The sequence below is a fragment of the Hydrobacter penzbergensis genome, from assembly GCF_900106985.1.
GTDB classification, from domain to species: Bacteria; Bacteroidota; Bacteroidia; order Chitinophagales; family Chitinophagaceae; genus Sediminibacterium; species Sediminibacterium magnilacihabitans.
Genome location: NZ_FNNO01000009.1, coordinates 41,851 through 67,692, shown reverse-complemented (window position 1 = coordinate 67,692; position 25,842 = coordinate 41,851). Strand labels below are relative to the sequence as shown.

The 25,842-nt window shown below is 46.6% G+C and carries 21 protein-coding genes; 13 read left to right on the top strand and 8 right to left on the bottom strand.

Annotation, left to right across the window (positions count from 1 at the left end; all coding sequences use genetic code 11):
- Window positions 1–25: 25 nt before the first annotated feature.
- Window positions 26–1,480 carry an NADP-dependent isocitrate dehydrogenase gene (locus BLU98_RS10910; protein ID WP_092724060.1) on the bottom strand — a complete coding sequence of 485 codons (1,455 nt, stop codon included), beginning with the start codon at window positions 1,478–1,480 and terminating at the stop codon, window positions 26–28.
- Between the two features lie 66 nt (window positions 1,481–1,546).
- The gene (locus tag BLU98_RS10905) at window positions 1,547–3,949 is read right to left on the bottom strand and encodes an SLBB domain-containing protein (protein WP_092724059.1); all 2,403 of its coding nucleotides are present in this window, start codon (window positions 3,947–3,949) and stop codon (window positions 1,547–1,549) included.
- 325 nt (window positions 3,950–4,274) lie between these two features.
- Here BLU98_RS10905 and apaG point away from each other — a divergent pair, with 325 nt between their 5' ends.
- Window positions 4,275–4,661 (top strand): Co2+/Mg2+ efflux facilitator ApaG/CorD, encoded by a 387-nt coding sequence (gene apaG / locus BLU98_RS10900; protein ID WP_026768134.1) that lies wholly within the window; start codon window positions 4,275–4,277, stop codon window positions 4,659–4,661.
- 8 nt (window positions 4,662–4,669) lie between these two features.
- On the opposite strand, the gene gldB is transcribed toward apaG, so the two are convergent.
- Window positions 4,670–5,674, bottom strand: coding sequence for a gliding motility lipoprotein GldB (gene gldB / locus BLU98_RS10895; RefSeq protein WP_257574910.1), 1,005 nt, complete (start codon window positions 5,672–5,674; stop codon window positions 4,670–4,672).
- A gap of 70 nt (window positions 5,675–5,744) precedes the next feature.
- Between gldB and BLU98_RS10890 the strand changes: the two genes are divergently transcribed.
- Window positions 5,745–7,427: an NAD+ synthase gene (locus tag BLU98_RS10890; RefSeq protein WP_092724058.1), complete on the top strand. Its 1,683-nt coding sequence runs from the start codon at window positions 5,745–5,747 to the stop codon at window positions 7,425–7,427.
- On the opposite strand, the gene BLU98_RS10885 is transcribed toward BLU98_RS10890, so the two are convergent.
- The gene (locus BLU98_RS10885) at window positions 7,428–8,255 is read right to left on the bottom strand and encodes a universal stress protein (RefSeq protein WP_092724057.1); all 828 of its coding nucleotides are present in this window, start codon (window positions 8,253–8,255) and stop codon (window positions 7,428–7,430) included.
- A 1-nt stretch (window position 8,256) separates the two neighbouring features.
- Window positions 8,257–9,432, bottom strand: a complete 1,176-nt coding sequence (locus tag BLU98_RS10880; RefSeq protein ID WP_092724056.1) for an acetyl-CoA C-acyltransferase — start codon at window positions 9,430–9,432, stop codon at window positions 8,257–8,259.
- A gap of 89 nt (window positions 9,433–9,521) precedes the next feature.
- Between BLU98_RS10880 and BLU98_RS10875 the strand changes: the two genes are divergently transcribed.
- Genes BLU98_RS10875 through BLU98_RS10865 form a run of 3 tightly spaced genes read left to right on the top strand, consistent with a single transcriptional unit; the run spans window position 9,522 to window position 11,636 of the window.
- A complete protein-coding gene (locus BLU98_RS10875; RefSeq protein ID WP_092724055.1) occupies window positions 9,522–10,571 on the top strand; it encodes a quinone-dependent dihydroorotate dehydrogenase in 1,050 nt (349 codons plus the stop codon).
- Window positions 10,572–10,626: 55 nt separating this feature from the next.
- Window positions 10,627–10,989 (top strand): diacylglycerol kinase family protein, encoded by a 363-nt coding sequence (locus tag BLU98_RS10870; RefSeq protein ID WP_257574907.1) that lies wholly within the window; start codon window positions 10,627–10,629, stop codon window positions 10,987–10,989.
- Window positions 10,986–11,636, top strand: a complete 651-nt coding sequence (locus tag BLU98_RS10865) for a DUF1361 domain-containing protein (protein ID WP_092724053.1) — start codon at window positions 10,986–10,988, stop codon at window positions 11,634–11,636. Before BLU98_RS10870 ends, BLU98_RS10865 begins: the two co-directional genes overlap by 4 nt.
- A 22-nt stretch (window positions 11,637–11,658) precedes the next feature.
- Here the strand turns inward: BLU98_RS10865 and BLU98_RS10860 are convergent, their stop codons facing one another.
- Window positions 11,659–15,069 (bottom strand): hypothetical protein, encoded by a 3,411-nt coding sequence (locus tag BLU98_RS10860; protein ID WP_257574906.1) that lies wholly within the window; start codon window positions 15,067–15,069, stop codon window positions 11,659–11,661.
- Window positions 15,070–15,131: 62 nt separating this feature from the next.
- Here BLU98_RS10860 and BLU98_RS10855 point away from each other — a divergent pair, with 62 nt between their 5' ends.
- Window positions 15,132–15,776: an MBL fold metallo-hydrolase gene (locus tag BLU98_RS10855; protein WP_092724052.1), complete on the top strand. Its 645-nt coding sequence runs from the start codon at window positions 15,132–15,134 to the stop codon at window positions 15,774–15,776.
- A gap of 24 nt (window positions 15,777–15,800) precedes the next feature.
- Here BLU98_RS10855 and BLU98_RS10850 read toward each other — a convergent pair whose 3' ends face one another.
- On the bottom strand, window positions 15,801–17,996 hold the full coding sequence (locus BLU98_RS10850; protein ID WP_092724051.1) for a hypothetical protein: 2,196 nt from the start codon (window positions 17,994–17,996) through the stop codon (window positions 15,801–15,803).
- Between the two features lie 141 nt (window positions 17,997–18,137).
- Between BLU98_RS10850 and BLU98_RS10845 the strand changes: the two genes are divergently transcribed.
- The 5 genes from BLU98_RS10845 (at window position 18,138) to galE (ending at window position 22,818) form a co-directional block, all read left to right on the top strand.
- A complete protein-coding gene (locus BLU98_RS10845; RefSeq protein ID WP_092724050.1) occupies window positions 18,138–18,818 on the top strand; it encodes a response regulator in 681 nt (226 codons plus the stop codon).
- 43 nt (window positions 18,819–18,861) lie between these two features.
- Window positions 18,862–19,911: a sensor histidine kinase gene (locus BLU98_RS10840; protein ID WP_092724049.1), complete on the top strand. Its 1,050-nt coding sequence runs from the start codon at window positions 18,862–18,864 to the stop codon at window positions 19,909–19,911.
- Window positions 19,912–20,015: 104 nt separating this feature from the next.
- Window positions 20,016–20,663 (top strand): DUF47 domain-containing protein, encoded by a 648-nt coding sequence (locus tag BLU98_RS10835; RefSeq protein WP_026772825.1) that lies wholly within the window; start codon window positions 20,016–20,018, stop codon window positions 20,661–20,663.
- 42 nt (window positions 20,664–20,705) lie between these two features.
- Window positions 20,706–21,734 (top strand): inorganic phosphate transporter, encoded by a 1,029-nt coding sequence (locus BLU98_RS10830; RefSeq protein ID WP_257574905.1) that lies wholly within the window; start codon window positions 20,706–20,708, stop codon window positions 21,732–21,734.
- Window positions 21,735–21,777: 43 nt separating this feature from the next.
- Window positions 21,778–22,818 (top strand): UDP-glucose 4-epimerase GalE, encoded by a 1,041-nt coding sequence (gene galE / locus BLU98_RS10825; RefSeq protein ID WP_092724048.1) that lies wholly within the window; start codon window positions 21,778–21,780, stop codon window positions 22,816–22,818.
- Between the two features lie 117 nt (window positions 22,819–22,935).
- Here the strand turns inward: galE and prfA are convergent, their stop codons facing one another.
- Window positions 22,936–24,000, bottom strand: coding sequence for a peptide chain release factor 1 (gene prfA / locus BLU98_RS10820; RefSeq protein ID WP_092724047.1), 1,065 nt, complete (start codon window positions 23,998–24,000; stop codon window positions 22,936–22,938).
- Between the two features lie 307 nt (window positions 24,001–24,307).
- On the opposite strand from prfA, the gene BLU98_RS10815 reads away from it, so the two are divergent.
- Together BLU98_RS10815 and BLU98_RS10810 are read left to right on the top strand one after the other, a co-directional pair.
- On the top strand, window positions 24,308–25,165 hold the full coding sequence (locus BLU98_RS10815; protein WP_092724046.1) for a sensor histidine kinase: 858 nt from the start codon (window positions 24,308–24,310) through the stop codon (window positions 25,163–25,165).
- A 37-nt stretch (window positions 25,166–25,202) separates the two neighbouring features.
- Window positions 25,203–25,841 carry a response regulator gene (locus BLU98_RS10810; protein WP_092724045.1) on the top strand — a complete coding sequence of 213 codons (639 nt, stop codon included), beginning with the start codon at window positions 25,203–25,205 and terminating at the stop codon, window positions 25,839–25,841.
- The last annotated feature ends 1 nt before the right edge of the window (window position 25,842 follow it).

Sequence of the window (25,842 nt, the reverse complement as noted above, 5' to 3'; positions counted from 1 at the left end):
AAAGCGATTGGCATTGAAGCTTCTCTTACTGACCTTGTGCCAGACTATAAGCTTTTTTGTCTCCCCAGGCATTCAACAACTCGGTAGAGCAGATCTTGAAATCCCGTGTCAGGCGTTTGTACAGTTCCAGGATATCGGTCTGGGTAACAGGTTCATTGGCCACGCTTTCAAAGCGACAGGTATATTGGTTCACCAGGTTGGTAAAGGAAGAGCCTTTGGGCCATACCTGTGTGCCCCGGTTGCTGATGGTAACCAGTTTGAACAGGTCTGACGTGTGTTGCAGGCATTTTTCCGCTACGATACCGGGCTGTTCATTGCTTTCAATGAACATATCTACGCCTACAATATGTGCATGCTCCGTTTCCTTGCTCTCGAGCATGGGGTTGCGGCTGAGTTTGAAAATGGTAGGGGTTACCTCCTGGTTGGCAATGATCGGCTTGGGGTTATGAACGGGTTGTTTGCCAAAATTACTGATGATCACCCGGGCAAAATCGGTGGTATTGAGTGATGGCGTCGATTTATCGCCAAAATCGCCGGTATGCTGACCCGATTCCAGCGTGTACAACAGCGCATTTTCCATCATGGCCGCCTCCTCCCGCAGTCCAAGATGCCGGAGCAGCGCGAAGCCACTCAACAACAAAGCTGTGGGGTTGGCAATGTTTTTACCGGCAATATCAGGCGCCGTGCCGTGTACCGCTTCGAAAATGGAAATATGGTCGCCAATATTGGCCGAGGGGGCAAAGCCCAGTCCGCCTACCAGTCCCGCGCAGAGATCACTTACAATATCGCCCTGGAGGTTGGTAAGCACCACCACATCGAATAAATCGGGGCGGCTCACCAGTTTCATGCAAAGATCATCCACGATCACATCATCGGCTTTCAAATCCGGATAGTCTTTGGCTACCTCATAAAACACTTCCAGGAAGAGGCCATCTGTAATTTTCATGATATTGGCCTTATGTCCGCAAGTGATGCGCCTGGCGCCTTTTTTCCTGGCCATTTCAAAAGCATAGCGGATCACCTGCATACTACCCGGACGGGTAATGAAACGCCGGCTCAACGCCACATCCTGTGTAAGCATGTGCTCCACGCCGCCATAAGTATCTTCTATGTTCTCACGAACAATGGTAATATCAATAGGTATGCCTGCCTTACTGAATACGGTATCTACCCCATGCAGGGTTTGAAAAGTACGGTTATTGGCATAAGTGTTCCAGGTCTTCCGGGCGGTCACGTTCACACTTTTTACTCCCTTTCCTTTGGGTGTTTCCATAGGGCCTTTAAAAAGAATGCCCAACGACTCAATGGTTTGTTGGGCTTCCGGGGTCATTCCGTTGCTGTAACCTTTATCGAATACCCATTTTCCCATATCCACAAACTCATAACCCAGCGGCACTTTGGCCGCATTGAAAATGGTCAATACGGCGTCCATGATCTCGGGACCAATTCCATCCCCTTTTGCTACAGCGATCTTTGTCATATCCACACTTTTTAAAGTGGTGCAAAATTACGCGATCAGACCCAATAACCGGCAAACAAGAGGTCTTTACTTGTGGAGAGAATTGATGAGCGTTACGGCCACACCCGCCATGGATACGATAACACTGGTGAGACCAACCACCTCACCGGTACTCAACCGTTTGTGTTCTGTTTTGATCACCCGTGGTACGAATACTTCAGTGCCGGTTTTGATTTTGGGATAAAAACGAACCAGTCCGAATAAAGCTGTTTTGGTTTTAGCTACCTGCCCGTTCGGATATATCACATAAATTTTAGAAGTCCGGGCAAAATCATTGTACCCGCCTGACCGGTTGATATAATACCGGAGCGGCTCACCCTGTTCGTATTTTATTTCGGTGGGAGAATACACTTCACCGGTGATTTTCACCAACTCATTCAGCTTGGGAACCACAATTTCATCGCCTTCATCCAGGAGCAGGTCATCGGGTGACTGGGAATTAGCCTGTATAGCACGTATATTGACAGCTATCTTGGAAACAGGATTGATAATTTTTTCTACCAATGCACTATCGCTGCCCTTGGTATTAACGGCCGATGTTTTTTCAATTTTTTCCTTCTGCTCCGATGCATTGTTCTGGTGATGCCGGATGAGATATATACCATCGAGATAAGCTGCTTTGGTGAACCCTCCTGAGCGTGCCAACAACTCCCCTACTTTTTCTGTTTTGGACCGAAGCGTGTATTCTCCGGGATAAAGAACTTCTCCGCTGATGATTACTTTTTGCTGCTCAGTATATCCAGGCGCTCTTCTTACCGTAACGATATCGAATGGTTGTAAAAACTGTCTGAACTGTTCTACAGCAAGGTCTTTATCGGCGCTTACATTCAATATCTCCGCAATGGAATCGGATACTGTTTGATCTGTATTGTTCCTGATACGTCTCGCGACCTCAATATTATAATTGGCGGCTGCATTGGTAAAACCGCCTGCTTCAAAAAGCAAGTCTTTCAATCCCAGGTTTTCCCGATAGGTAAACTGCCCAGGCTTTCTCACTTCCCCATTGATCGTTACAACAGCCTCATCTTTCAGATCAAAAATGGATGCGATCTGGATGACGTCCTCTTTTTTTAGTAAAATATCATCATTGCCCTCGACTACGTTTTTAACATTGAAAGGAATATTTTCAGTAGTCATATCGTCTTTGGTTCTGATTAGCAGGCCCCTTTGCGGGAAAGCATCCGGCTTCAACCCATCTGATTTTTTGATCAGGCCTTTTATGGTGAGGCCTGGCGTTAGCTCATACTGGCCTTCCCGGTATACAGCTCCCTTGATCTGCACCCTGTTTTCATATTTATCGAGTATGCCACTCACCAAAAATTCATCCCCTTTTTGCGGTATATAACTGGTGTATTCCGCATTCATCAAATCTTTCACCTTCCGCTGCGTAGACGTCAGCGAGGTTACTTTGATACTGGCGGTGTATGCCTGTTCAGTAAACCCGCCTGCACAGTGTATCAGTTGTTCTGTATTTTCATTATCCAGCATTTCATAGGTTCCGGGACGCTTTACCTGCCCGGTGATGGTCACCCGTTTTTTGTACACGGGGATATTGATCACATCACCTTCTTTTAGCAATACATTGTCCTTCACATAACCCATCATGAGAAACTCGTACAGGTCGATCTTCCGGTTCACCTTTCCATTGCGTACCAGGGTGATCTCCCGATATGATCCGATGCTGTTTTCCGGTCCTCCCGCCAGGTACAATGCATTGAAAAGAGTAGTGAGGGAAGATACCGTATACAGACCTGGTTTACTGGCGCCCAGGATGGTTACACGGATGCTCTTTATTTTGCCCAAAGTAACGCTGAGATGCGTGGCACCTGTTTTGATGGAATGATAGACTGTAGCCTCCAGTTTATTCTTGATCTGCGTTATGGCATCTTCGAGGGATAATCCGGAAACATGTATCTGTCCTACCTGCGGTATCGTAACCGCGCCCTCGGGCTGCACCTGCAAATGGAAGCTAGCTTCTTGAACGCCATAAATATTCAGCAATAATTCATCATCGGGTCCCAGCACATAGTCCATCGGTGTGGCAATTCGCAGGTTGGGTTCAAAAGAAAGGGAAGCCGTCGTAAAAAGCTGTGAGCCGAACACAGAAACTTTTCCTGGTGTTGTTTTTTCAACAGTTTTATATTCATTCAACACCGGCTCTTTGGCGTCACTGACACTGGCAGCAGGTGCTGCGCGATTGGCAGTTTCAGTGTGACTCAGTCTTTCACGCAATTTAATGATCTCTGTTTGGGGCATTCCCTTCGCAGCCGCCATTTGTTCTGCCTGTGAAACAGTGAGTCCGGAAGATTTCAATTGTTGTTGCAGTTTGGTAATATCGGCATCTGAAAGCTGGTCTACTTTAACAGCGCTCAGGTCTCCCGATTTCAACAGGTCCTGTCCATTAACGGAAAAGAACAACGAACAGACCATTATATCAGGAAATACCCAACCTTCTCAAAAAACACATAAATAAGATTTTGCAGCGTCTTAGGGCCTAGTCAAAAAATGAAAAACTCAGCATTGGTTTTCAGAGGGCAAGGAAATTCGGCAGTAAATTCTGACAAATTCTTTCAATGAGAAAATTATAAGCATTAAGAAGTGATTAAGTCTGCCCTTATCCAATATATATGTATATAAAATCGTCTAAATGCAAATAACAGATCAATAGATAAGCTGCTGCCATCCCCGTTCTTACAAATTGACAATATTCTTAACCGCTAATTCGTTATTTTTATGAAAAGCAATCGTCCCAAACATGGTGTCAAAAATTTCAGAAGGGGTGGAAATCAGTGTAGAGACCTTTTACCAGGCCGATTACAGCAATCCTTTGAACAGCGAATACATGTTTGCTTACCGGATCACCATTGAGAACCACAATAACTTCACCGTCAAACTTTTGCGCCGTCACTGGTTCATATTCGACAGCAACGGCGAGCACCGCGAGGTGGAAGGAGAAGGTGTGGTAGGTGTTCAGCCTGTACTGAAGCCCGGAGAGAATTACCAATATGTAAGCGGTTGCAACCTCAGAACTGAAATGGGTAAGATGCATGGCACTTACCAAATGCAAAATGAACACAGCAAGGAACTGTTCTCCGTAAATATCCCCTCTTTTGATATGATCGTTCCGGCGAAAATGAATTGAGTTGATTTTTATCTCGGCTTGTACTTCGCTTCTTCAAACAATTTTCCCGCCGGCATTTTCATCAGCGTGTCCAGTGAAGTTTTTTCATGCGCATCCACCCATTTGTCTACGATCTGCCTGCCTACAAACTGGCCGATATTTCCTGGTGACGACTCACCCAGCGCTGCCGTATTGGGTGCATCTGTGAGGTAATCGCGCGCCGTATTCGGATCATTGCTGAACAGCAAATCGTTTTGCACAAAAAAGCCCCATACCTGCTGTTCGTTGTGCTCACAAAAAGCAAGCTGCTGTGCCGTATAACCGGTCCTGATACTATCGGGAAGGTCAGGCAATAATTTTTCAAGCAGGTACAGTCTTTTACCGGATTCTATCATTTGCTCCACCAAAGGTTTTCCGCTGCTTTTATCAGGATACATATCCTCTATGATATTCCTGATACAGTTCACTGCAATATATTCCGGCTCAAAACGCCGCGAAACAAAAGCGGGATACAGTGCCTGCCCCTGCTCATCCTGGTACAAAGGATAATCTTTACCCATATACAACTGCAGCCCTACGGCCAACGCATCTTTGGTAATGATATTGCCATAACTGTTGATAGGCCCGATGAAAGTAATCAGCTGGGCGGGCAGTTTATACGAAGGGAAATAATAATGCAGGAATTGCAACCCTCTTCTCAGGGAATTTTCGACCGGACTGAAATCGGCATATTTTTTTGCCGATGCCTGCGACAGGCTCTGGTAAGTACGGATGAAACGGGGCACGTCTTTGGAAGCGTTGTCGGGCGTTGTTCCCAGTATATTGAACAGGAAGTCCTGCGTAAAGCCGGGGTATTTTTCAGCCAGTTGTTGCAGCGACCGGTTGAGATGGTTGGTATCCAGCGCGAAGAAAGGTATCTCAAATCGTTGCACCTGCAGGTCGATCCTGATTCCCGAAACATCGGGTGTTGACCGGTGGCTCTTGCAGGCCACGGCCACCAATAATATCCATCCGACCCATACTGATTTCCGCATGCCGAAAACTTTGAGCAAAGATGCATGAACGGGAGAAAAAAATATGCTAAAAGTTCAGGAACTTTGCACCATGAAAATTTGCCTGGCACAACAGAATTACCATATTGGGAATTTCGAGTACAACACCGCTAAGATCATAGAAGCCATTGAGGCCGCCAAGAAACAGGGAGCCGATCTCATTCTCTTCACCGAAATGTGTGTTTGCGGTTATCCGGCCAGGGACTTTGTAGAATTCAACGATTTCATCAACAAATCGTATGCAGCCATCGACGTCATCAAACAACATGCCGATACCATTGGCGTATTGGTGGGGGGGCCGGCCAGGAATACCACACACAAAGGCAAGAGTCTGTTCAATGCTGCTTTTTTCCTGTATGAACAGGAAGTAAAAGCCGAGATACACAAAACATTGTTGCCTACTTATGATGTGTTCGATGAGTACCGTTATTTTGAACCCTCGTATGAGTGGAAGGTGATTCTCTTCAAAGGAAAAAAACTGGCCGTAACCATTTGTGAAGATATCTGGAATCTCGGCGATAACCCCTTGTACCGCATCTGTCCGATGGACGAGTTGATCAAACAGGGACCTGATCTCATGCTCAACCTCAGCGCTTCGCCCTTTGATTATACACATGATGAAGACCGTAAGGCGGTGATCAAATCGAATGTGCTCAAATACAAGCTGCCTATGTTTTACTGCAATGCAGTGGGCAGTCAGACTGAAGTAGTATTCGATGGCGCTTCTCTTATTTTTGATAAACAGGGTAACCTGTGCAAAGCGTTGCCCATGTTCGGGGAAGCCATTGAAACCGTTGTACTAAATGATGATGGCAGCCTCGATGCACCCATTCTGGAACCTGCCAGCCGCGTTCCCGACAAGGAACTCAACCCCGCTACGCTGGAACCCGAACTGAATATTGCGCAGGTATATGATGCGCTCATATTAGGCATACGCGATTATTTTGGCAAGATGGGTTTCTCCAAAGCCATCCTGGGATCTTCCGGTGGTATTGACTCTGCCGTTACACTTGCGCTGGCCTGTGATGCCCTCGGGGCAGAAAATGTGCGTGCCATTCTCATGCCATCACCCTATTCTACTGAACATTCGGTAGATGATGCTGTGCAATTGAGTAAAAACCTGGGCAATCCTTACGATATCATACGCATTGATGAAGTGTTCCAGGCATTTACCCATACCCTGAACCCCATTTTCAAGAATCTGCCGTTTTCATTGGCCGAAGAAAACATACAAAGCCGCAGCCGCGGCAACCTGCTCATGGCCATTGCCAACAAGTTCGGTTATATCTTACTGAACACATCCAACAAAAGTGAACTGGCAACAGGTTATGGTACATTGTATGGCGATATGGCCGGCGGGCTGGGCGTACTGGGCGACTGTTACAAACTACAGGTGTATGCCCTGGCTCATTACATCAACAGGAACAAGGAAACCATTCCGCAAAACATCATCACAAAAGCGCCCAGTGCCGAACTGAGACCCAACCAGAAAGACAGCGATAGCCTGCCCGATTATGCTGTGCTCGACCAGGTGTTGTATCAATACATAGAAAGAAGAATGGGGCCTTCCGAGATCAAAGACATGGGATTCGATCAGGCATTGGTTGACCGCACATTGAAGATGGTCAATTCGAATGAGTATAAGCGCAACCAGTTCTGTCCCATCATTCGTATATCACCCAAAGCCTTTGGTGTGGGCAGAAGAGTGCCTATCGTAGGTAAATACCTGAACTGATCATTCGTGTATTACCATCAATGGTATGATGCTGTGGAATGCCAGCATGCGTGTATGGCTTTTATGGAACAGCCCTTCAAACCAGCCGTGTTTTTTAGGAATGGTAATCACAATCTGTGAATGCGTTTCTTTCACGAATGCATTGATGGCATCGGTAAAATCGGGATTGTCTACGAAGAAATAATGCGGGCGGCATCCTTCCAGCAAGGTGTCCAGCATAAGGCTCTCATAAGTAAATGTGTCGTCGTACGCTTTGTTGTGGTATACATTGAGTACAGACAACCGGGCGCCGGTAGCGCTCAGCAGGCTTTTGATAGATCCTACCGGCGTGGTCTCCGCCACTTTTTTATAATCACAGGCAAAAAGCACTTCTTGAATGGGAACAAATGAAGCCTGCGCAGGAACAATGATTACGGGATAGGTACTGTGCCTGGCAACACTTACCGCATTGCTGCCAATCAGGGTCTCTTCCATTCCTCCTGCTCCGCTGATACCCATTACAATGAGATCGGCACCGGCTTCCTGGCAAACACTATCGAGCCCTTCCGAAAGCACATTGAAAGCACTGAAGATTTCGAGATGAATGGTACCCGCCGCTTCTTTTAACTGTAACCTGAAACGATCCAACGCTTCTTCACTATTCTTTTTCAGTTCGTCGATATCGAACAACTGAACCGTAGGCATCATGGGATCAATCGTAACGGGCGATTGGTATGCATTGTACAATACCACGCTTTTAACGCCTACTTGTTTGGCTAAACCCAATGCATACAGCGCGGCATTGGTTGCCGTTGCTGAAAAATCGGTGGGGATGAGAATCTTATTCATACTACAGGTTTTCAATAATACCCGCAATACCCTGGCCTCCTCCTACACAAGCTGTTACCATACCGTATTTCTTTTTGAGGCGCTTCATATCATTCAAAAGTTGCACGGTGAGTTTGCAACCGGTACAGCCTAAAGGATGTCCCAATGCAATGGCTCCCCCGTTGATGTTTACGATATCCGGGTTCAGTCCCAGTTCCCGGATCACCGCCAACGATTGTGAAGCAAATGCTTCATTCAACTCTATCAACTCAATATCGTTCAGGCTCATGCCTGCCTGTTTCAACACTTTGGGTACTGCCGCTACAGGACCAATGCCCATGATGCGCGGATGCACACCGGCCGATGCACAATTCACCAGGCGGCCCAATGGTTTCAATCCCAGTTCCATCATCATCTTCTCACCCATTACAATAGCAAAAGCCGCACCATCGCTGGTTTGGGAAGAATTACCGGCCGTTACACTGCCTCCCAATGCAAAAGCAGGCTTGAGTTTGGCCAGCACTTCCATATTGGTATCTGCACGAACCCCTTCATCGGTATCCACTGTATAAGAACGAACTGCTTTTTTACCTTTTTCATTCAGGTAAGTTTCTTCCACCGTAATGGGTAATATCCCTGTTTTAAAATAGCCTTCCTGTATGGCATGCATGGCTTTCTGGTGAGACCTGAAAGCAAAAGCATCCTGGTCTTCCCGGCTAACCTTGAATTCTTTTGCTACAGCTTCTGCCGTCAATCCCATACTAAGATAATAATCGGGTTCCTCTTTCGCAATGGAATAGGCCGGTACTGTTTTCCAGCCGGCCGTTGGAACCAGGCTCATACTTTCCGTACCGCCCGCCACAATGCAATCAGCCATACCCGTCCTGATCTTGGCAGTAGCAATGGCAATACTTTCCAGTCCACTGGCACAATACCGGTTGATGGTAAAGCCGGCCGTATCTATACCCAATGCCCGGGCCGCAATGATCCTGCCAACCTGCAATCCCTGCTCGGCTTCCGGCACCGCATTACCCACAATCACATCATCTACCCTTTTGGCTTCCAACTGCGGTACGGATGCCATCAATCCTTTGATCACATCCACCGCCAGGTCATCCGGCCGGTAGAAACGAAATCCTCCTTTCTTACTCTTGGTAACCGCTGTACGGTATCCGGCAACAATATATGCTTCCTGCATGATCGATTTTTTTCTCTATCAAATATACGCTTTTTCGCATAAAGTTGTTTATGCAACTAAATCCCTGTTTTCTGTCTTATCTTCGCGGCATGAGCCTTTACCCCCTTGTCCGTGAACTGTTGTTCCGCTTTCCACCTGAAAATGTGCACTATTTTTCCATGAACCTGTTGCAGGGAGCCTGCCGGGTAAACGTGCTTAAAGGGATGATAGAGAAGCATTTCAGGGTATCTGATGCCCGGTTAAAACGGGAATTGTTCGGATTGGCATTTCCCAACCCGGTGGGACTGGGCGCTGGTTTTGATAAAAATGCCTTGTACCTGGATGAACTGGAAGCATTGGGATTCGGGTTCGCTGAAATTGGTACGGTAACGCCCTTGGGACAGCCGGGTAATGACAAGCCCAGGCTATTCCGGCTGCCGGCCGATCAGGCATTGATCAACCGAATGGGATTCAACAATGATGGAGTAGCCGCTATGGCAGCAAGATTAAAAAAAAGAAAAGAACGTTCGGCTGCATCTGCATTGATCGTTGGCGGCAATATTGGCAAGAACAAGATCACCGGCAATGAAGATGCCTGGAAAGATTACCACACTTGTTTCGATGCACTGTTCGACTGCGTGGATTATTTTGTGGTGAACGTGAGCTCTCCCAATACACCCGGACTGCGCGAATTGCAGGAAAAAGATTCCTTGAAAAAAATATTAGGCAACCTGCAAAACAATAACCAGGGCCGTCAACATCCCAAGCCTTTGTTGCTGAAGATCGCTCCCGATCTCACGCAGGAACAATTGGATGATATTGTTTCTCTCGCATTTGAAGTGCAGCTGAGCGGACTGGTAGCTACCAACACTACCATCAGCAGGGAAGGTCTTCGCACCAGCGGTACGCGCATCACAGCAATCGGTGCAGGTGGATTAAGCGGTCGTCCCGTAAGAGAAAGAGCAACCGAAATAGTACAATACCTTTCAAAACAAACCAACGGCAATATTCCTGTCATTGCCAGCGGCGGGATTTTTACCGGCGCCGATGCAGCAGAAAAATTATCGGCAGGCGCTTCACTGGTACAGGTATGGACCGGTTTTATTTATGAAGGGCCTTCTATTGTGAAACATATCTGTGCCCACCTGTTAGACTCCTGATGTATATACAGTAACAGTCTTATTGGCTTTATCTTTGTACTGAACAGAGATGCTTATGCCGCAACAAACACTTTATAAAGCATTTGTCCATGCCTTTCAGGGGTTGGGCAGCTTTTTGCGCAACGACAGGAATGGGAGGATACATCTCCTGGCTGCAATAGCAGTTATTATTGCCGGCATCATTTTTGGCTTATCGGCAGTTGAATGGTGCCTGGTGATGTTGTGTATTGCAGGAGTAACTGGGTTTGAGATGCTGAACCATGCACTCGAAAAATTTTGTGATGCCGTTCATCCGCAAACGCACCCACTCATTAAAATAGTAAAAGATGTGGCAGCCGCTGCCGTACTTTGGTGGGCCATCATCAGTGTGATCATCGCGCTGTTTATTTTCTTACCTAAAATAATCGCCATCTTATGAGTCTCAGGCTTTCCAGTCTCAGCAGAATGCTGTTGCTGTCGGTTTCATTTACGATGGCTTTATTGGCATTCCGTATGTTCCGTACACACACGCTGGAATATGGCTTCTATGTATGGAATACCTTTTTGGCCGCCATCCCTTATTTCTGCAGCAATCAACTGGTTCATTGCAAAAAAATAAATGGAGTAGCCATTTTACTTCTGGCAGGATGGCTATTGTTTTTTCCCAATGCGCCCTATATTATTACCGACCTGTTTCACTACGAAGAAAAACCAAATTTTCCGGTGTGGTACGATCTTATACTGGTAACATCCGCCACCTGGAACGGCCTCATACTGGGTATCGTATCCCTGATGCGTGTAGAAGCATTTTTAAGTAATCACATGAAACAGGTATGGGTAAAACTCTGCGTATTTGCAAGCCTGTTCCTTTGCGGTTATGGCATTTTTATGGGCAGATATCTTCGTTTCAACAGTTGGGATATTGTAAACAAACCAAAGGAATTGGCTTATTCATCTGCCGATCATATTCTGGCGCCACAGCATCACCTCAAATTATGGGTGTTCACTTTCCTATTTGCTGTTTTATTGAGCCTGGTGTATTTCACACTAAAAAAACTGCCCCGCATGTTACAGCAGGGCAGTTAAATATCGATCCATATTATATCGATTAGAAATCAAATCCCAGTGAGAAATACCACATGGGTTTTCCTCTGAATACACCTTTCATAGGCCAGCCTGCATCGAGCTTCATGAAATATCCCAGCAGGGTACTGCGTACACCAAAACCATAGCCGCCTGCAAAGGGGCCCAGTCCGCCTGCATCGATGTGTACAACAGGCGAAGGAATCGGAAGGCCATTGGCATCATAATTATAATACACTTCCGAAGGGCGCTTGATGCCATTATAATTTCCATTCCAGGCAGTTCCCAGGTCAATAAACTGCGTCACCTGGAAATTACGCAGGAAAGCATTGTTGATAGGCCTGTTGATCAGCGTAGCAAATACCGGGAAACGCAGTTCACTGTTGATCACTACCGCATTGTTACCATTGGCCACGTTTTGCTGGTAGCCTCGCATATTCACGGCAAGTGATTGGTAAGCATAGGAAACATCGGGCGCCGGTTTGTTCTGGTCATTGAACTTGGGTCCTATCCATCCGTCTACACCACCCAGGTAATAAATGATCTTCTGTCCGCCCCATGAGAAATCTCCTGCTGCACGGGCTGCCCAGATAAAGTTCCGGTAGATCTTCAGGTAATGCCTTCCATCGAATCCGAAATTATAAGTGGGCTTACCATTGTTATTTGCTACCGATTTTACAAACGGCACGTTGATGTCGAGGTATACTTTATACCGCAACCCGTTCCAGATATTCTGTGTTGGATTGATGGTGTTGTCGTGTACATATTCCAACCGGGCCACTGCAAATTTTGTCAGCGAATCGGGCAAAGGCAGGAAGAGCGGATTGGTGGCTTTGAGTATGAACCTGTCCGTACGCAACCCAATGGTTGCCCGCAGGCTTTTCACTTCATTGAACGGATAAGTGAAATTAGCCTGATAAAGATTGGTCACCAGTTTTTGCGCAACAGTGGTATAGAATTGTCCGCCCCCTGGTGTAGTAAGAATGGCATCGGCAGAGTTGGAAATATTACTCCTGTAATAGGTAAGTCCCCAATCGAGCCGCTTGCGCAGGTTCTGGAAACTGAAGAAGATATCCTTGTCCTTCAGATCGGTGCCCATCCGCACACCACCCAGGAATTTGATGTCTTCCATCACATCACTCACCCCTAATTGCAGGTTAAAGTTCAGGTCGTTGCCATTGTTCAGCTGTATCGGCCCCGATCCGCCGCCATAGGGTTGGTAACGGTTGATGAGTATTTTATTGGTGAATCCGGTAATCACATAATCGCTCGAGAACTTGAGGCGGTAGTCGAATAGTTTGGACCTGCCAAGTACCGATGACTGGGCGGCAGTGAGGTCACGTTGATTGGCGTGTACTGTAGTAGTATCGGGCTTTTCATTGGCAAACTCATTCTGGAAAAAGTCTTTCGCTTTCGGCCTGCTGGTATCGGCAGCTGCTTTTTTATCGTAGATGATGGCTTTGCCTTCGGCCGCTTTTTGCGACTCGATCAGTTTTTTCATGTATTCGGTGGGCCTTGCATTCACATTTCGTTTGTTCAGCGCCTGCTCGTCTACTTTCAGTTTATACAGGAATTTATAATCGCCTTCCCTGCGCACTTCACTTACCTGTCCGTTGTTACCGGCGATCCTTGTTTCCAGCAGTGAGCTCTGGTAATTGGTAATGGGGAAAGTATATGTAGAATCTTTGTACACCTGGAAATAGCTCACACTATCGGGCTCCTGTTTCTGCCATGCCAGCAGGGTGGAATCGAAATCTTTGGGTGTAGGATTGCGCAGCAATTCATCACCTATATAATATAAAGTATCCAGCCCGGTTCTTTTTGTAGCGAAGAAGCCAGCCCAGCGGTTATCGATACCATTCTCATCAGACACATAGGTGAAGTGATTGTTATTATACTGCATGGGGAATTTGGCATTACCCTGCTTGAGGTTGGTCAGCTGTGTGATCTGCTTCTCTTTGCTGTTGTTGAGAATATCGATCATGAAAATATTATAGCGGTAATTGCTGGGCAATACGGTATCTCCACTGGGTGCATGCGGAGAAGGTCTGTTCGATGCGAAAATGATACCCGACTTATTGGGAAAAGTAACATAAGTAGGGTTCAGGTCGTCGTACACATCATTGGTGATCTGCTCTGTTTTCTGCTGCTCTATTTTATACGTGAAGATATCGGTATGTCCATTCTTCACAGCGCTCAATATAAGTGTATTGGCATCGAGCATGAACGAAGCATCCAGTATCTGCTCGAACCCGGTGATCTCCTGTTTAAACCGCTTGAAACGCGCTACCACATCATACACAAACATTTTAATTTTACCTGCTTCCCAGTACACAACCAATAGCCTCGATCCTTTACCATCCCAGGCCAGTATCGGATAACGCGGATTTACATCGGCCTGGTTGGTTCGTACACCACTCTTCAGTAGCACCTGGGCATTGTAATAGTTCTCCATGAGCTTCACACTGTAAATGCCTTTCTTGAATTCAACCACGGCATATGTGGCGCTCTTGGGGTTGGGATTGGCCTGGAAACGGAAATAATCGTTCTTGGAAACGTCTTCAGAAATATTCAATTGCCCTTTGGGTGCATTTCTTCTTTGCCGGATGTCTTTGATATAACGGTCCTGCTCGAAATTCATGAAATCGCTGAGCACTTCTTTGAATTTCTTTTTACAAACCCGCAGGCAGGCATTGTTGAGGTTCTTGTAGATGCGGGCCAGGTATAAGAGATATGAAATATTTTCTTTCCGGTATTTCTCGCCTATATAATTCCAGAAAGCTTGTCCGGCCAGCAAAGGCTTTTCAAAAGCAAACTGGTAAAACGAATTATACCTGCCGCTGAGTATGGCGCTTTTGAGTTCATCGTCTTTTTCGGTGCTCCAGGGTTCTGCTGCATAAGCTACATAACCGTCTACCATCCATTTGGGCAGGTCCAGCAAAGCCTGGTTACTGGCGAATTCGCCAATATCATCTCCAAACAATAAATTATCGGTAAGGGTTCTGGCAATGCCTTCACGTATCTGGCGCTTCAGGTGCTGGTGGTCGCCATCGAAATACACCACTATCTTATTGTTCACCAGCTTGGTTAGTCCGCCTGCACTCTGCCAGTCGCTGCCCAACCCTATATTGCTGCTTTTATAATCGTTGTAGTTGTTATACACTACAATATTGGCCCGGCGTTGTAAAGAATATTCAATAAAATTTTCAACGGATTTCAATTCTTCTTCTGCCACCTGGGCTACGAACTTTCCCAGTTCTACCCCACCTTGCGACACATAGGCGTTGAAGTTGGGCGACTGGTAGAACTTCCACACGAATTTCTTATGCTGTACACGGTTCTTGCCGAATTCTACGGTATTCACCTGCGCAGTCAGTAATAAAGGAGACAAAAAAAATGCAAAACCCATCCATTTAGCAATACAATTCCGTTGCATATCCGAACTTTAGTGTTTTAAAATTAGTCATTTACCATTAAACCCTACACAAAAATACAGGCATGCTCCAGGTAAAGTCTTTCACCTTCAGCCCCATTCAGGAAAACACCTATCTCCTCTATAACGACCAGGGCAAAGCTATCATAATTGATCCCGGCTGCTACTTCACCGCTGAACAGGAAACGTTAAAAAATTTCATAAAAGATACGAAACTCGAGCCGGTGCAGTTGCTCAATACCCATTGCCATCTCGATCATGTATTCGGCAACAAGTGGGTGCATGAAACATACGGACTTGAATTGTACCTCCACGCACAAGAAGAAGCCGTGTTACAGCGGGCTCCGGCATCGGGGGAAAGATGGGGTATGCCTTTCAGTAATTATAAGGGGCCGTTGCATTTCCTCGCGCATGGCGACAAGGTACACCTGGGCACAGACGAATTACAGGTGATCCTCGCTCCGGGTCATTCACCCGGCAGCATTTGTTTTTATCATGCGGCGCAAGAATTTCTGGTGGGTGGCGATGTATTGTTTCATGAAAGTATCGGTAGAACCGACCTGCCAGGCGGTGATCATGCAACCCTGCTCAACAGCATCCGGGAACAATTATATGTTCTTCCCGAATCGGTGACTGTTTACCCTGGTCATGGCCCTTCCACCACTATCGGTCATGAAAAAAGGCACAACCCTTTTGTAAGAGTTGCTTAATTCTTAAAAATTTTGATTGTACCGTTATCTCGCTTCCTGCATCATGGCTTTCGTATACGCCATGATGAACATAGCGCCCAGGTTTTTCTGCGGCGGGATATAATCGTCGAACTTTTCTTTGTATCCACCGGTGAACCGGCCCTGGAGCGTTTTCCAAAGATCGTCCCAGACCAGGTCTTTACCCTGCCTTAACCGTTCACTGATCGCATCGATCAGCCCCTGGTTCAGTACGCCGGCTGCTACCTGTTTGGAAGCGATGATCTGTGCAGACGGACATATTTTCAATATATCGTTCAGTTTCTGGTATCCGCCGCAACTACCCAACAACACGATCCTGGCGCTGGGCGGCAGCCGGTTGATCGTTTCCTGCAGGTAATAACTGTGTCCGCGGTGGATCACGATCGTTGGTTCAAGGTTTTGCACGTCGAGATAGCTGATGAGACTATCCTGCGCTTTGGTATCGAGTTCTTTGGTTTCATCGAGCGGCAGGTTGGCATAGATGGTAATAGGTGTGCCTTTGGCAGAGTTGATCTCTACCCAGTAAGGTTTACGGATGATCTTCCAGTTATTATTACTGAATCTGCTGAGAAAGGCGCTGAAATAAACCGCCGCATCTTTATCGCCATAAGAAAACTGTTGCATGATGATGCGGCCGGCGCCATTTTCCAATCCTTTCAGCGGCATATAATATACCGGGTCGATACCCAGCAATGCAGTAATATCTACTTTATGCACAGAATCCATCGACTCGAAGATGGTATTGAGTAACCGGTAGATCACTTTGCCTTTGGGAGTGCCATGCTTTTCGGCTGTTTTCAGGTTTTGCTTCACTTCATCCAGGATCAGGTTCCTCAGCTCATCGTTGTAAATGCTGGCATAAGAATCGGCAACATCCACCGCATCCTCCAGTGTAGGTGTCTTTTCCAGTCCGTCTACGAAGTGCCGCATCAGCTTCACGGAACTTGGTTTGCTCATGCGCTTCAGGAAATCGTCCAGCGTATTGTACGAGGCCGACATTTTGATGAACTTCTTATAAAAATCATGGTGCACCAGGTCCAACAATGAATCTGACGATGGGTGTTTCATCCGCTGGAATATGCGCGGATATACACCTACCACAAAACTCGAAGTATAAATATCTTCTTCTGCCAGCACCGCCAGGTAATACAACTCTTGTGCATTCAGCGGTTCCAGTACTTTAAAACGCACTTTCTCATTCGACACATCGTGCAAAGCATTGATCTCATTGATGTATCGCTCTATTACTTTGAAACGCAACCGCTCTGTTAATACGTTTTCCGCCATGGGTATATCGCCACGTTCTATACGTGCTGCATAACCAATACGGGTCCCCACCAATAGCTTATAATACCCATCGGTAGAATCATTTTCAACATAAGGACGGATAGATTCCAGGGTCAATTTGCCATGATAGAGATCATCGAGGAAAGGAAAATACATCCTTCCGGTATTCATGGTAGACAGCTTACTGATCAGTTTTACCAATGGATCTTTATTGCTGCGTATCCGCCTGGCAAGCGCGTCGGAAGCTTTTGCGTAATCGTACAATTTATCCTGGTTATGAAACGCAGCCCGCGTGATGAGGCTGTCGGCATAAGAATTATCGGGATACCTGCGCAGGATCGGGAGAATATTTTCGGGATCGCGCTGGCAGGCTTTGAGCACCAGCACATTCTTCGCTTTATCGAAATCGGGGTTGTCTTTAAAAGCAAAGTTGTCGAGCAGGATATTGCCTACTTCTATTTCGTTATCGGTGATCACGGGAAGAATAGAAGCGCCTTGCTGTTCCAGCTTCATCGCATCTTTAAATGCTTTCACCAAGGCCGGCAGCATCACACTGGGTATGGCTTTGAGCTGGTATTGCGAAATGAAACCGGTGAGCATTTCATTGATGCCTCGCAGCCATCCGAATTTAGCGTTGTTATCGAGTGATTTATCCAGTTCAATCTCCGCCCGCATATTATTAACGGTGATCCGCACAGAACGGTTGATGGCTACGTTAAGCCTGGGGTCGCCGGTAATAGGAAAAATGGTATCTTTTTTATTGTGCAGCTTACTGATGACCTGTAATGAGTTGAGGATCTTGTCGTGATGTAACTGACGGATCGCCGGAACGGGTGGAACCGGCAACTCTTTCTGAGCCCATAAGCTGGCCGCTGTCATCAAAAATATCACCGCGGCTAAGTAAAATTGCTTCATTTTCATAGGGTGTTACAAAAATACTGCCAAAAAAGGAGAAAAGACGCGTGCGAGGGTGGCCATGGTGTTAACAATTACATAATGACTAGTAGCTGCGGGGTCAAGGGTTTAAAATTAATTTTGCGTAAACATTACGTTAACATGGAAGTGAAGCCCAAGCAAATTCTGATTGCAGACGATGAAGAGGACATATTGGAGATCATCAGCTACAATCTCATCAAGGAAGGATATGAAGTATATACGGCCAAAGACGGAAACGAAGCGATTGAAAGGGCTCGCCAGCTACACCCCGATCTCATTATCCTGGATATCATGATGCCCAAGAAGACAGGCGTGGAAGTATGCACTATTCTCCGTAGCCAGCCACTCTTTCAGGATACCCTCATCATTTTCCTCACTGCATTGAGCGATGAAACCTCCCATATCAAGGGCCTTGAAACGGGCGCCGATGACTACGTGACCAAACCCATCAGTCCGAAAGTACTGGTAAGCCGGGTGAACGCCCTGTTCAGACGCCTCAACAACAAAGACTCGGGCAAGGCCATCAGCCTGGGTAATGTGATCATCGACCCTGTCAAGTTTCTGGTAACCGTGGACCATAAAGAAGTGGTGCTGGCCAAAAAAGAATTTGAATTGCTGCACCTCCTGGCTTCCCGCCCCGGCCGCGTTTTTCTCCGCAATGAAATACTTTCCCAGATATGGGGTAATGATGTGATCGTGGGCGATCGCACCATCGATGTGCACGTAAGGAAAGTGCGCCAGAAACTCGGCATCGACTGTATTACTACCGTTAAGGGTGTGGGATATAAGTTTGATGTGTAGGGGTAGTTGATAGTTGTTAGTTGTTAGCTAACTTTAGGTTCCCATGTTCAAGACCAAGAATCTTTCTCCACAACAGTTATCCGCATTTACGGCGCTGATCCTTTCCGTTCCCATTGCATTGGGCATCTGGATCATACGGCCCGACTGGGAGATCGCAGTGTCTTCACTGGTCATCACTTTCTTTGGCAGCTACCTGTTGATCCGTTTTGTGCTGGAATCATTTATTTATCGCAAGATAAAACTCATTTATAAGTTCATCTACCAGACCAAAGCCACCAAGAGAGAAGAAACTTATTATAAATACATCCTGCCGCAAAAAGGTATCGATGAAGTGAGGGAAGATGTGGAAAAATGGGCTGAGCAACGCAGCGCCGAGATCGAGCAGTTGAAAACCAACGAAGCTTTCCGCAAAGAATTCCTGCAAAACCTTTCACACGAATTCAAAACACCCATTTTTGCCATTCAGGGCTATGTAGATACCCTGCTGGGTGGCGCCATGGAGAACCCCGCGCTCAGCAAACGTTTCCTGGAGAATGCCGCCCGCAATGTGGAACGTATGGTGAACCTGGTGCAGGACCTTGATGAGATCGCCCGCCTAGAAAGCGGTGAGCAACCACTGTATAAAGAGACCTTCATCATCCAGGACCTGATCAGGGAAGTGTACGAGACCCTTTCCATCAAGACTGCTGCGCGTAATATCAGGTGTTCTATTAAAAAAGGATGCGAATCGCCCATTTCTGTTTTTGCCGATAAGGAAAAGATCAGGCAGGTGATCAATAACCTGCTGGAAAATGCCACCAAATACGGGAAACAGGATGGCAGTATCGTGGCCAGCGTATACAAAACCGACGGGCGGCATGTGCTGATTGAGTTCAGTGATGATGGTATTGGTATAGCGGAAGAGCATCTTTCCCGCATTTTTGAGCGTTTTTACAGAACCGATCGCGGCCGGAGCCGCGACGGGGGTGGTACCGGGCTGGGATTGGCCATTTGCAAGCACATTATTGAAGCCCATGGGCAAACCATGCATGTGCGCAGCAAGCTGGATGTGGGAACCACGATTGGATTTACACTGGACGCCAAACGGGATTAACAGCAGATATTGTATCTTGACGCTATATTATCTTATTATTAAGTTTGTATCTCCACCTGAGCATCAATGGCATAACGCTATTTTTGCGCTAAATTTCAATTTGTATGGGTATTAATACCTTCGGCCGTTTGTTCATGCCTAAAAACAAAGTGTTCTATGAGTTGTTCGAAGATGTAGCTGAAAAAGGCTACGAGATGGGCATCAAGCTCAAGGAAATGGTAAGTGAGCCTGAAAAAAACAAAAGAGCTGCCATCCTCTCCCAAATTGAAGACCTCGAACACAAGAACGACGATAATACCCATCGCATTTTCACTGAACTGGGCAGGAACTTCATCACACCCTTCGACCGTGAAGACATCCACTACCTGGCTACTGCACTCGACGATATCGCCGACTATATATTCGCTTCCGCTAAAAAGATCAATTTCTACAGTGTAAACCCCAATGATACCGGCATCCAGAAGATGGCCGAACTGATCCTGCAGGGAACCATCGAGATCAGGAAAGCGGTACTGGGTCTGCGCGACATGAAGCATCTCCGTGAAATGACCGAAGCGCTGGTGAAAGTGAACAGCATCGAGAACCAGGCCGACGATGTATTTGACATGAGTATTGAAATGTTGTTCCAGCAGGAGAACGATTTCAAGGAAGTGATCAAGAAACGTGAGATCTACCAGGTAATGGAAATTGCCACCGACAAATGTGAGGATGCAGCCAATGTGATCGAATCCATTATCATTAAATATGCATAATAGTGCGCAGCCCGTTTTCGCTATCGGCGAAACATACCGCGCATGAAAAAGAAACTTATGGCAACCTTACTGATCGTTATCATTGTACTGGCTTTTATTTTCGATTATATTAATGGATTCCACGACGCAGCTAATTCTATAGCCACCATTGTTTCTACCAAAGTATTGACTCCTTTCCAGGCTGTGCTTTGGGCTGCCCTTTTCAACTTCGGCGCTTTTTTCATTTCCAAATACCTGATCGGCGGATTTGGTATCGCTGATACCATCGCCAAAAGTGTTACCATACAAAAAGGCGATCACCTGGCGCTTTATGTAACATTGGCCGCTTTGCTTTCGTCCATCGCCTGGAACCTGATCACCTGGTGGTTTGGTATTCCGTCCAGCTCTTCCCATGCCCTGATCGGCGGACTGATCGGCGCAGCCGTAGCCCACTATCAAAGCTTTGGTGTGATTGTAATGAGTAAGGTAATACCCATCGTTGCTTTTATCGTACTTGCACCGTTCATAGGTATGCTCATTGCCTTTGTCATTACCATCATCATTGTACACCTGTGTAAACGGGCCAATCCATACCGCGCAGAAAAATGGTTCAAAAGATTACAGCTGTTATCTTCTGCAGCCTTCAGCCTGGGTCATGGTGGTAATGATTCGCAGAAAGTGATGGGATTGATCGGTGCCGCCATGGTTGCATCGAATTTTATTCCCGACCTGAAGTCTATACCAGACTGGGTGCCGCTTTCCTGCTTCCTGGCTATGGGATTGGGTACCATGAGCGGCGGCTGGAAAATTGTGAAAACCATGGGTACACGTATTACCAAAGTAACGCCACTCGAAGGCGTTGCGGCGGAAACTGCCGGTGCCATTACCTTATTCCTTACTGAACATTTCAAAATACCTGTTAGTACCACGCATACCATTACCGGCTCCATCATTGGTGTAGGCGCTACCAAACGACTCAGTGCGGTTCGCTGGGGCGTTACCGTTAACCTGCTTTGGGCGTGGATATTGACCATTCCGGTTTCGGCGGTAATGGCTGCTGCTTTCTTCTATATCATGAAATTATTTCTCTAGGATTCGCCGCCTTGCATTTACTTTGCGCCACTAACTTTGTAGTATGGCTAAAATACTGGTAACCGGCGGATGCGGGTATATAGGTTCTCACACCATCGTTGATCTGATCGAAAACGGGTTCGATGTTATTTCCATCGACGACAATTCAAGGTCTACTTCTTATGCCGTCAAAGGCATTGAACAGATCACCGGTAAAAAGATCAAGAACTACCTGGTGGACCTGAAAAATTTCGACGATACACTCGCCGTTTTCCAGGAAAACCCCGACATCACCGGCGTGATCCATTTTGCCGCTTACAAAGCAGTGGGTGAATCGGTAGAACAACCGCTGATGTATTATGAGAACAATATGTTCTCACTCATCAACCTGCTCAAATGTGTAAAAGAGTTCAGGGTTGCGCATTTTGTATTTTCTTCTTCCTGCACGGTGTATGGAAGTCCGGATGAAACACCCGTTACAGAAGATTCTCCCATCAAAAAAGCAGAATCGCCTTACGGCGCCACCAAGCAAATGGGTGAAGAGATCCTGCGTGATTTCGCAAGGAACGGTCATACCAAAGCCATCCTGCTGCGTTATTTCAATCCTACCGGCGCACATCCCACTACCATACTGGGTGAATTACCCATTGGCAAACCGCAGAACCTGGTTCCCGCCATCACCCAGACTGCGATTGGCAAATTACCCAAGATGATGGTATTTGGCGCCGATTATCCCACACGCGATGGCAGCTGTATCCGCGACTTCATCCACGTATGTGATATTGCTCATGCACATACACTGGCTGTTGAATACCTCGCTACCGGAAAAAACAAAACCTCCTGCGATATATTCAACCTGGGTACCGGCAACGGCGTTACCGTGCTGGAAGCCATCCATACTTTCGAAGAAGTGAGCGGTGTTAAACTGAATTATGAAATAGGTCCCCGCCGTCCCGGCGATATCATGGCCATTTATGCCAATAACAACCATGCAGTATCCGAGCTGGGCTGGCAAATCAAATATGGCATCAAAGACATGATGAAGACTGCCTGGAAATGGGAACTGAAGGTCAAAGAGGCGGAGAATAAAGTCAAGAATAACTAAGGCCGTCATCCCGAGCGAGCGAAGCGAGTCGAGGGATCTGTTGAAGGCTTTATGAGGTCCCTCGGCTACCCCTTCGACTCGCTTCGCTCGCTCAGGGTGACGTTGCTCGGGATGACGTTATTTTTCCAGCATCTTCTCCGCATTCTCCGCTACCTGTAAAGCTTCGATGAACTCATCGATCTCTCCGCCACCTACTACCGCATCGAGGTTATAAGAAGTAAGACCAATGCGATGGTCTGTTACGCGGCCCTGTGGCCAGTTATAGGTTCTGATCTTGGCGCTTCTGTCTCCGGTGCTCACCAGCGTTTTACGGCGACGGGCAATTTCTTCTTCCTGCTTGCGCACCTGGTCTTCATACAATTTGGTACGCAACATGGCCATCGCTTTTTCGCGGTTACCCAACTGTGAACGTTCTGTTTGACAAACCACTACTACACCGGTGGGTATATGTGTTAAGAATACTTTGGTCTCTACTTTGTTCACGTTTTGTCCGCCTGCACCACCACTTCGCGCTGTTTCCATTTTCACATCACTCTCTTTCAATTCAAAATCCACCTCTTCCGCTTCGGGCATCACTGCTACCGTTGCAGCAGAAGTATGCACGCGCCCCTGTGTTTCGGTATCGGGCACCCGCTGTACACGGTGTACACCGCTTTCAAATTTGAGGGTTCCATATACATCTTCACCGGTTATTTCTACCACCACTTCTTTATAACCACCAACTGTTCCTTCACTTTCACTTACAACAGCAGTTTTCCATCCTTTGCGTGAACAGTAACGCAGGTACATACCCAACAGATCTCCTGCAAACAAACTGGCTTCGTCGCCCCCTGTTCCTGCACGAATCTCCAGGATGGCATTCTTGTCATCCTGCGGATCTTTGGGAATAAGTAAACGGGTTAACTCTTTTTCCAGTGTGGCCTTTTTTTCTTCAAGGGCAGGTAACTCCATCTTGGCCAGTTCCCGCATATCTTCATCGTTTCCGGAAAGACTTTCTTTCGCAAAATCATAATCACTTACCACCCTTCTGTAATCGTCATAAGGCTTGACAATCTTCTCTAAAGTGCGGTACTCTTTACTGTATGCTCCAAACTCTTTCTGGTTATTGATGATCTCCGGGTTCGTCAGCGCAATACCTACCTGTTCAAAACGCGCCTTGATGGCTTCCAGCTTATCCAACATGTCCTTGATTTTAAGAGTGCAAAATTACGAGAATAGTTGGTAGTATGGCGTTTGCTCATAAAGCTGTAATTTCATCCCGTATGAAGAAGTTTCTGTCAGAGCAGGCAATATCCTTGAATTCCCTGATCAAGCTCTCGGACTGTCTACCTTATCCTTTCATCATTGCAGAAAAGCTGATGGGGAAACCAAACATATATATTTTAACAATGTATTTGTAGCTGAAATCGGCTACACCTGTGAAGAGGTTCCCAATGAAGCCGCATGGTTTGAAAAAGCATACCGCAATCCCGCCTACCGGAAAGAAGTGATGGACAACTGGCAGCAACTGGAAAAAGAAGCTGCACGGAAAGGAAACAGTTTTATCATGTCCAGGTCAAGGGTTACCTGCAAGTCGAATGAGCAGCGATGGTACCTGATCAAGGCCTCTGTGATAGACAACGTGCACATCGTTGCGTTTGTAGACCTTAACAACGAGCTCAGTTTGCAGGAATCATTGATTCAGACGGGCCACAACAAGGACCGGCTGTTATCCATTCTCAGTCATGACCTGAGAGGGCCTATCACCAACCTATTCACCATCTCCTCATTGGCCACTACCGGCGACCTTACCAGCGATGAATTTACCTGCATGGCCCAACTCATTCAAAAGCAATCTTTCCAGGTACTGGAATTGCTCGACACAACACTCAACTGGGCCAGGTCGAACTACAGTGGTTTCAAAATGGAAAAAACGACCATTGATCTGGAGCAGTTGGTCAACAGGATATTCGCTATATACCGCAATGTGTGTGAAAGCAAGCAACTTAAAACTTCCATCAAGTTCGGGGCGCTCCGGAACATTGAAGCAGATGCTGAAATAATGACGGTGGTATTGCGTAACCTTATTTCCAATGCCATCAAATTCACGCCCCCCAAAGGATCGGTAGAGATCGGCACTGCGAAAAATGAAATCATCATCCGCGACAGTGGCATAGGAATGAGCAAGAATATGATCAGCGATATCTTCAATAAAACATCTGCATCCAGGAAAGGAACCAACGACGAGTTGGGGTTGGGCATGGGGCTCAACCTCGTACTGGACCTGGTAAAACTGGTACCTTGCGATCTGGAGATAGAAAGCAAGCCTTCCGAAGGAACTGTGATGAAACTGAAATTTAATGGATAATCATTACCTTTAAACTGATACCAATCCGTCTTACTGAATGACAATTGCACTGATCGATGATCATGAATTAATAGCGAAAGCTATTACTTACATGTTGCAGAAAGACCCCGGTATTACCGAGGTAAAAACATTTACCACCGTTCCGCTTTTTCTGGAATCGCTCGATGGCTCCTGGAAGCCCGATATCATCATCACCGATCTTTTATTACCTGTTATGGGAGGTATGGAATTGATAGCAAAAATCAGGAAGATGCCCGAGTTCAACAGTACCAGGATCATTGTACTTTCTTCCATCACAGATGTACATACCATCAGGCATACATTCAAGATTGGCGCCAATGGATATTTATCGAAAGATTCCTCCCTCGAAGAATTGACCGATGCAATCCAGGCAGTGACAGAAGGCAAGCAATACATTGCAAAAAAATGGGGGTCCAGCCTCACAGACCTCGTCCTCTCCGACAAGCCCATCCGCATCCACCTCACGCCTCGCGAAAAAGATGTATTGGACCTGATCTGTTCCGGGTTCACATCAAAAGAAATTGCGGCGCAACTCGGACTCAGCGTTTATACCGTACAGGGATACCATAAAAACATCATGAAAAGATTCAGGGTAAACAGAACCGCCGACCTCATTGTATTTGCCATACAGAAGGGTTTGTATGTTTCACCTTAGC

Bases quoted from the DNA above. Each gene is read 5' to 3' on its own strand.
- BLU98_RS10910 (WP_092724060.1), bottom strand. From the start codon at position 1,480: ATGACAAAGATCGCTGTAGCAAAAGGGGATGGAATTGGTCCCGAGATC.
- BLU98_RS10905 (WP_092724059.1), bottom strand. From the start codon at position 3,949: ATGGTCTGTTCGTTGTTCTTTTCCGTTAATGGACAGGACCTGTTGAAA.
- apaG (WP_026768134.1), top strand. From the start codon at position 4,275: ATGGTGTCAAAAATTTCAGAAGGGGTGGAAATCAGTGTAGAGACCTTT.
- gldB (WP_257574910.1), bottom strand. From the start codon at position 5,674: ATGCGGAAATCAGTATGGGTCGGATGGATATTATTGGTGGCCGTGGCC.
- BLU98_RS10890 (WP_092724058.1), top strand. From the start codon at position 5,745: ATGAAAATTTGCCTGGCACAACAGAATTACCATATTGGGAATTTCGAG.
- BLU98_RS10885 (WP_092724057.1), bottom strand. From the start codon at position 8,255: ATGAATAAGATTCTCATCCCCACCGATTTTTCAGCAACGGCAACCAAT.
- BLU98_RS10880 (WP_092724056.1), bottom strand. From the start codon at position 9,432: ATGCAGGAAGCATATATTGTTGCCGGATACCGTACAGCGGTTACCAAG.
- BLU98_RS10875 (WP_092724055.1), top strand. From the start codon at position 9,522: ATGAGCCTTTACCCCCTTGTCCGTGAACTGTTGTTCCGCTTTCCACCT.
- BLU98_RS10870 (WP_257574907.1), top strand. From the start codon at position 10,627: ATGCCGCAACAAACACTTTATAAAGCATTTGTCCATGCCTTTCAGGGG.
- BLU98_RS10865 (WP_092724053.1), top strand. From the start codon at position 10,986: ATGAGTCTCAGGCTTTCCAGTCTCAGCAGAATGCTGTTGCTGTCGGTT.
- BLU98_RS10860 (WP_257574906.1), bottom strand. From the start codon at position 15,069: ATGCAACGGAATTGTATTGCTAAATGGATGGGTTTTGCATTTTTTTTG.
- BLU98_RS10855 (WP_092724052.1), top strand. From the start codon at position 15,132: ATGCTCCAGGTAAAGTCTTTCACCTTCAGCCCCATTCAGGAAAACACC.
- BLU98_RS10850 (WP_092724051.1), bottom strand. From the start codon at position 17,996: ATGAAGCAATTTTACTTAGCCGCGGTGATATTTTTGATGACAGCGGCC.
- BLU98_RS10845 (WP_092724050.1), top strand. From the start codon at position 18,138: ATGGAAGTGAAGCCCAAGCAAATTCTGATTGCAGACGATGAAGAGGAC.
- BLU98_RS10840 (WP_092724049.1), top strand. From the start codon at position 18,862: ATGTTCAAGACCAAGAATCTTTCTCCACAACAGTTATCCGCATTTACG.
- BLU98_RS10835 (WP_026772825.1), top strand. From the start codon at position 20,016: ATGGGTATTAATACCTTCGGCCGTTTGTTCATGCCTAAAAACAAAGTG.
- BLU98_RS10830 (WP_257574905.1), top strand. From the start codon at position 20,706: ATGAAAAAGAAACTTATGGCAACCTTACTGATCGTTATCATTGTACTG.
- galE (WP_092724048.1), top strand. From the start codon at position 21,778: ATGGCTAAAATACTGGTAACCGGCGGATGCGGGTATATAGGTTCTCAC.
- prfA (WP_092724047.1), bottom strand. From the start codon at position 24,000: ATGTTGGATAAGCTGGAAGCCATCAAGGCGCGTTTTGAACAGGTAGGT.
- BLU98_RS10815 (WP_092724046.1), top strand. From the start codon at position 24,308: ATGGACAACTGGCAGCAACTGGAAAAAGAAGCTGCACGGAAAGGAAAC.
- BLU98_RS10810 (WP_092724045.1), top strand. From the start codon at position 25,203: ATGACAATTGCACTGATCGATGATCATGAATTAATAGCGAAAGCTATT.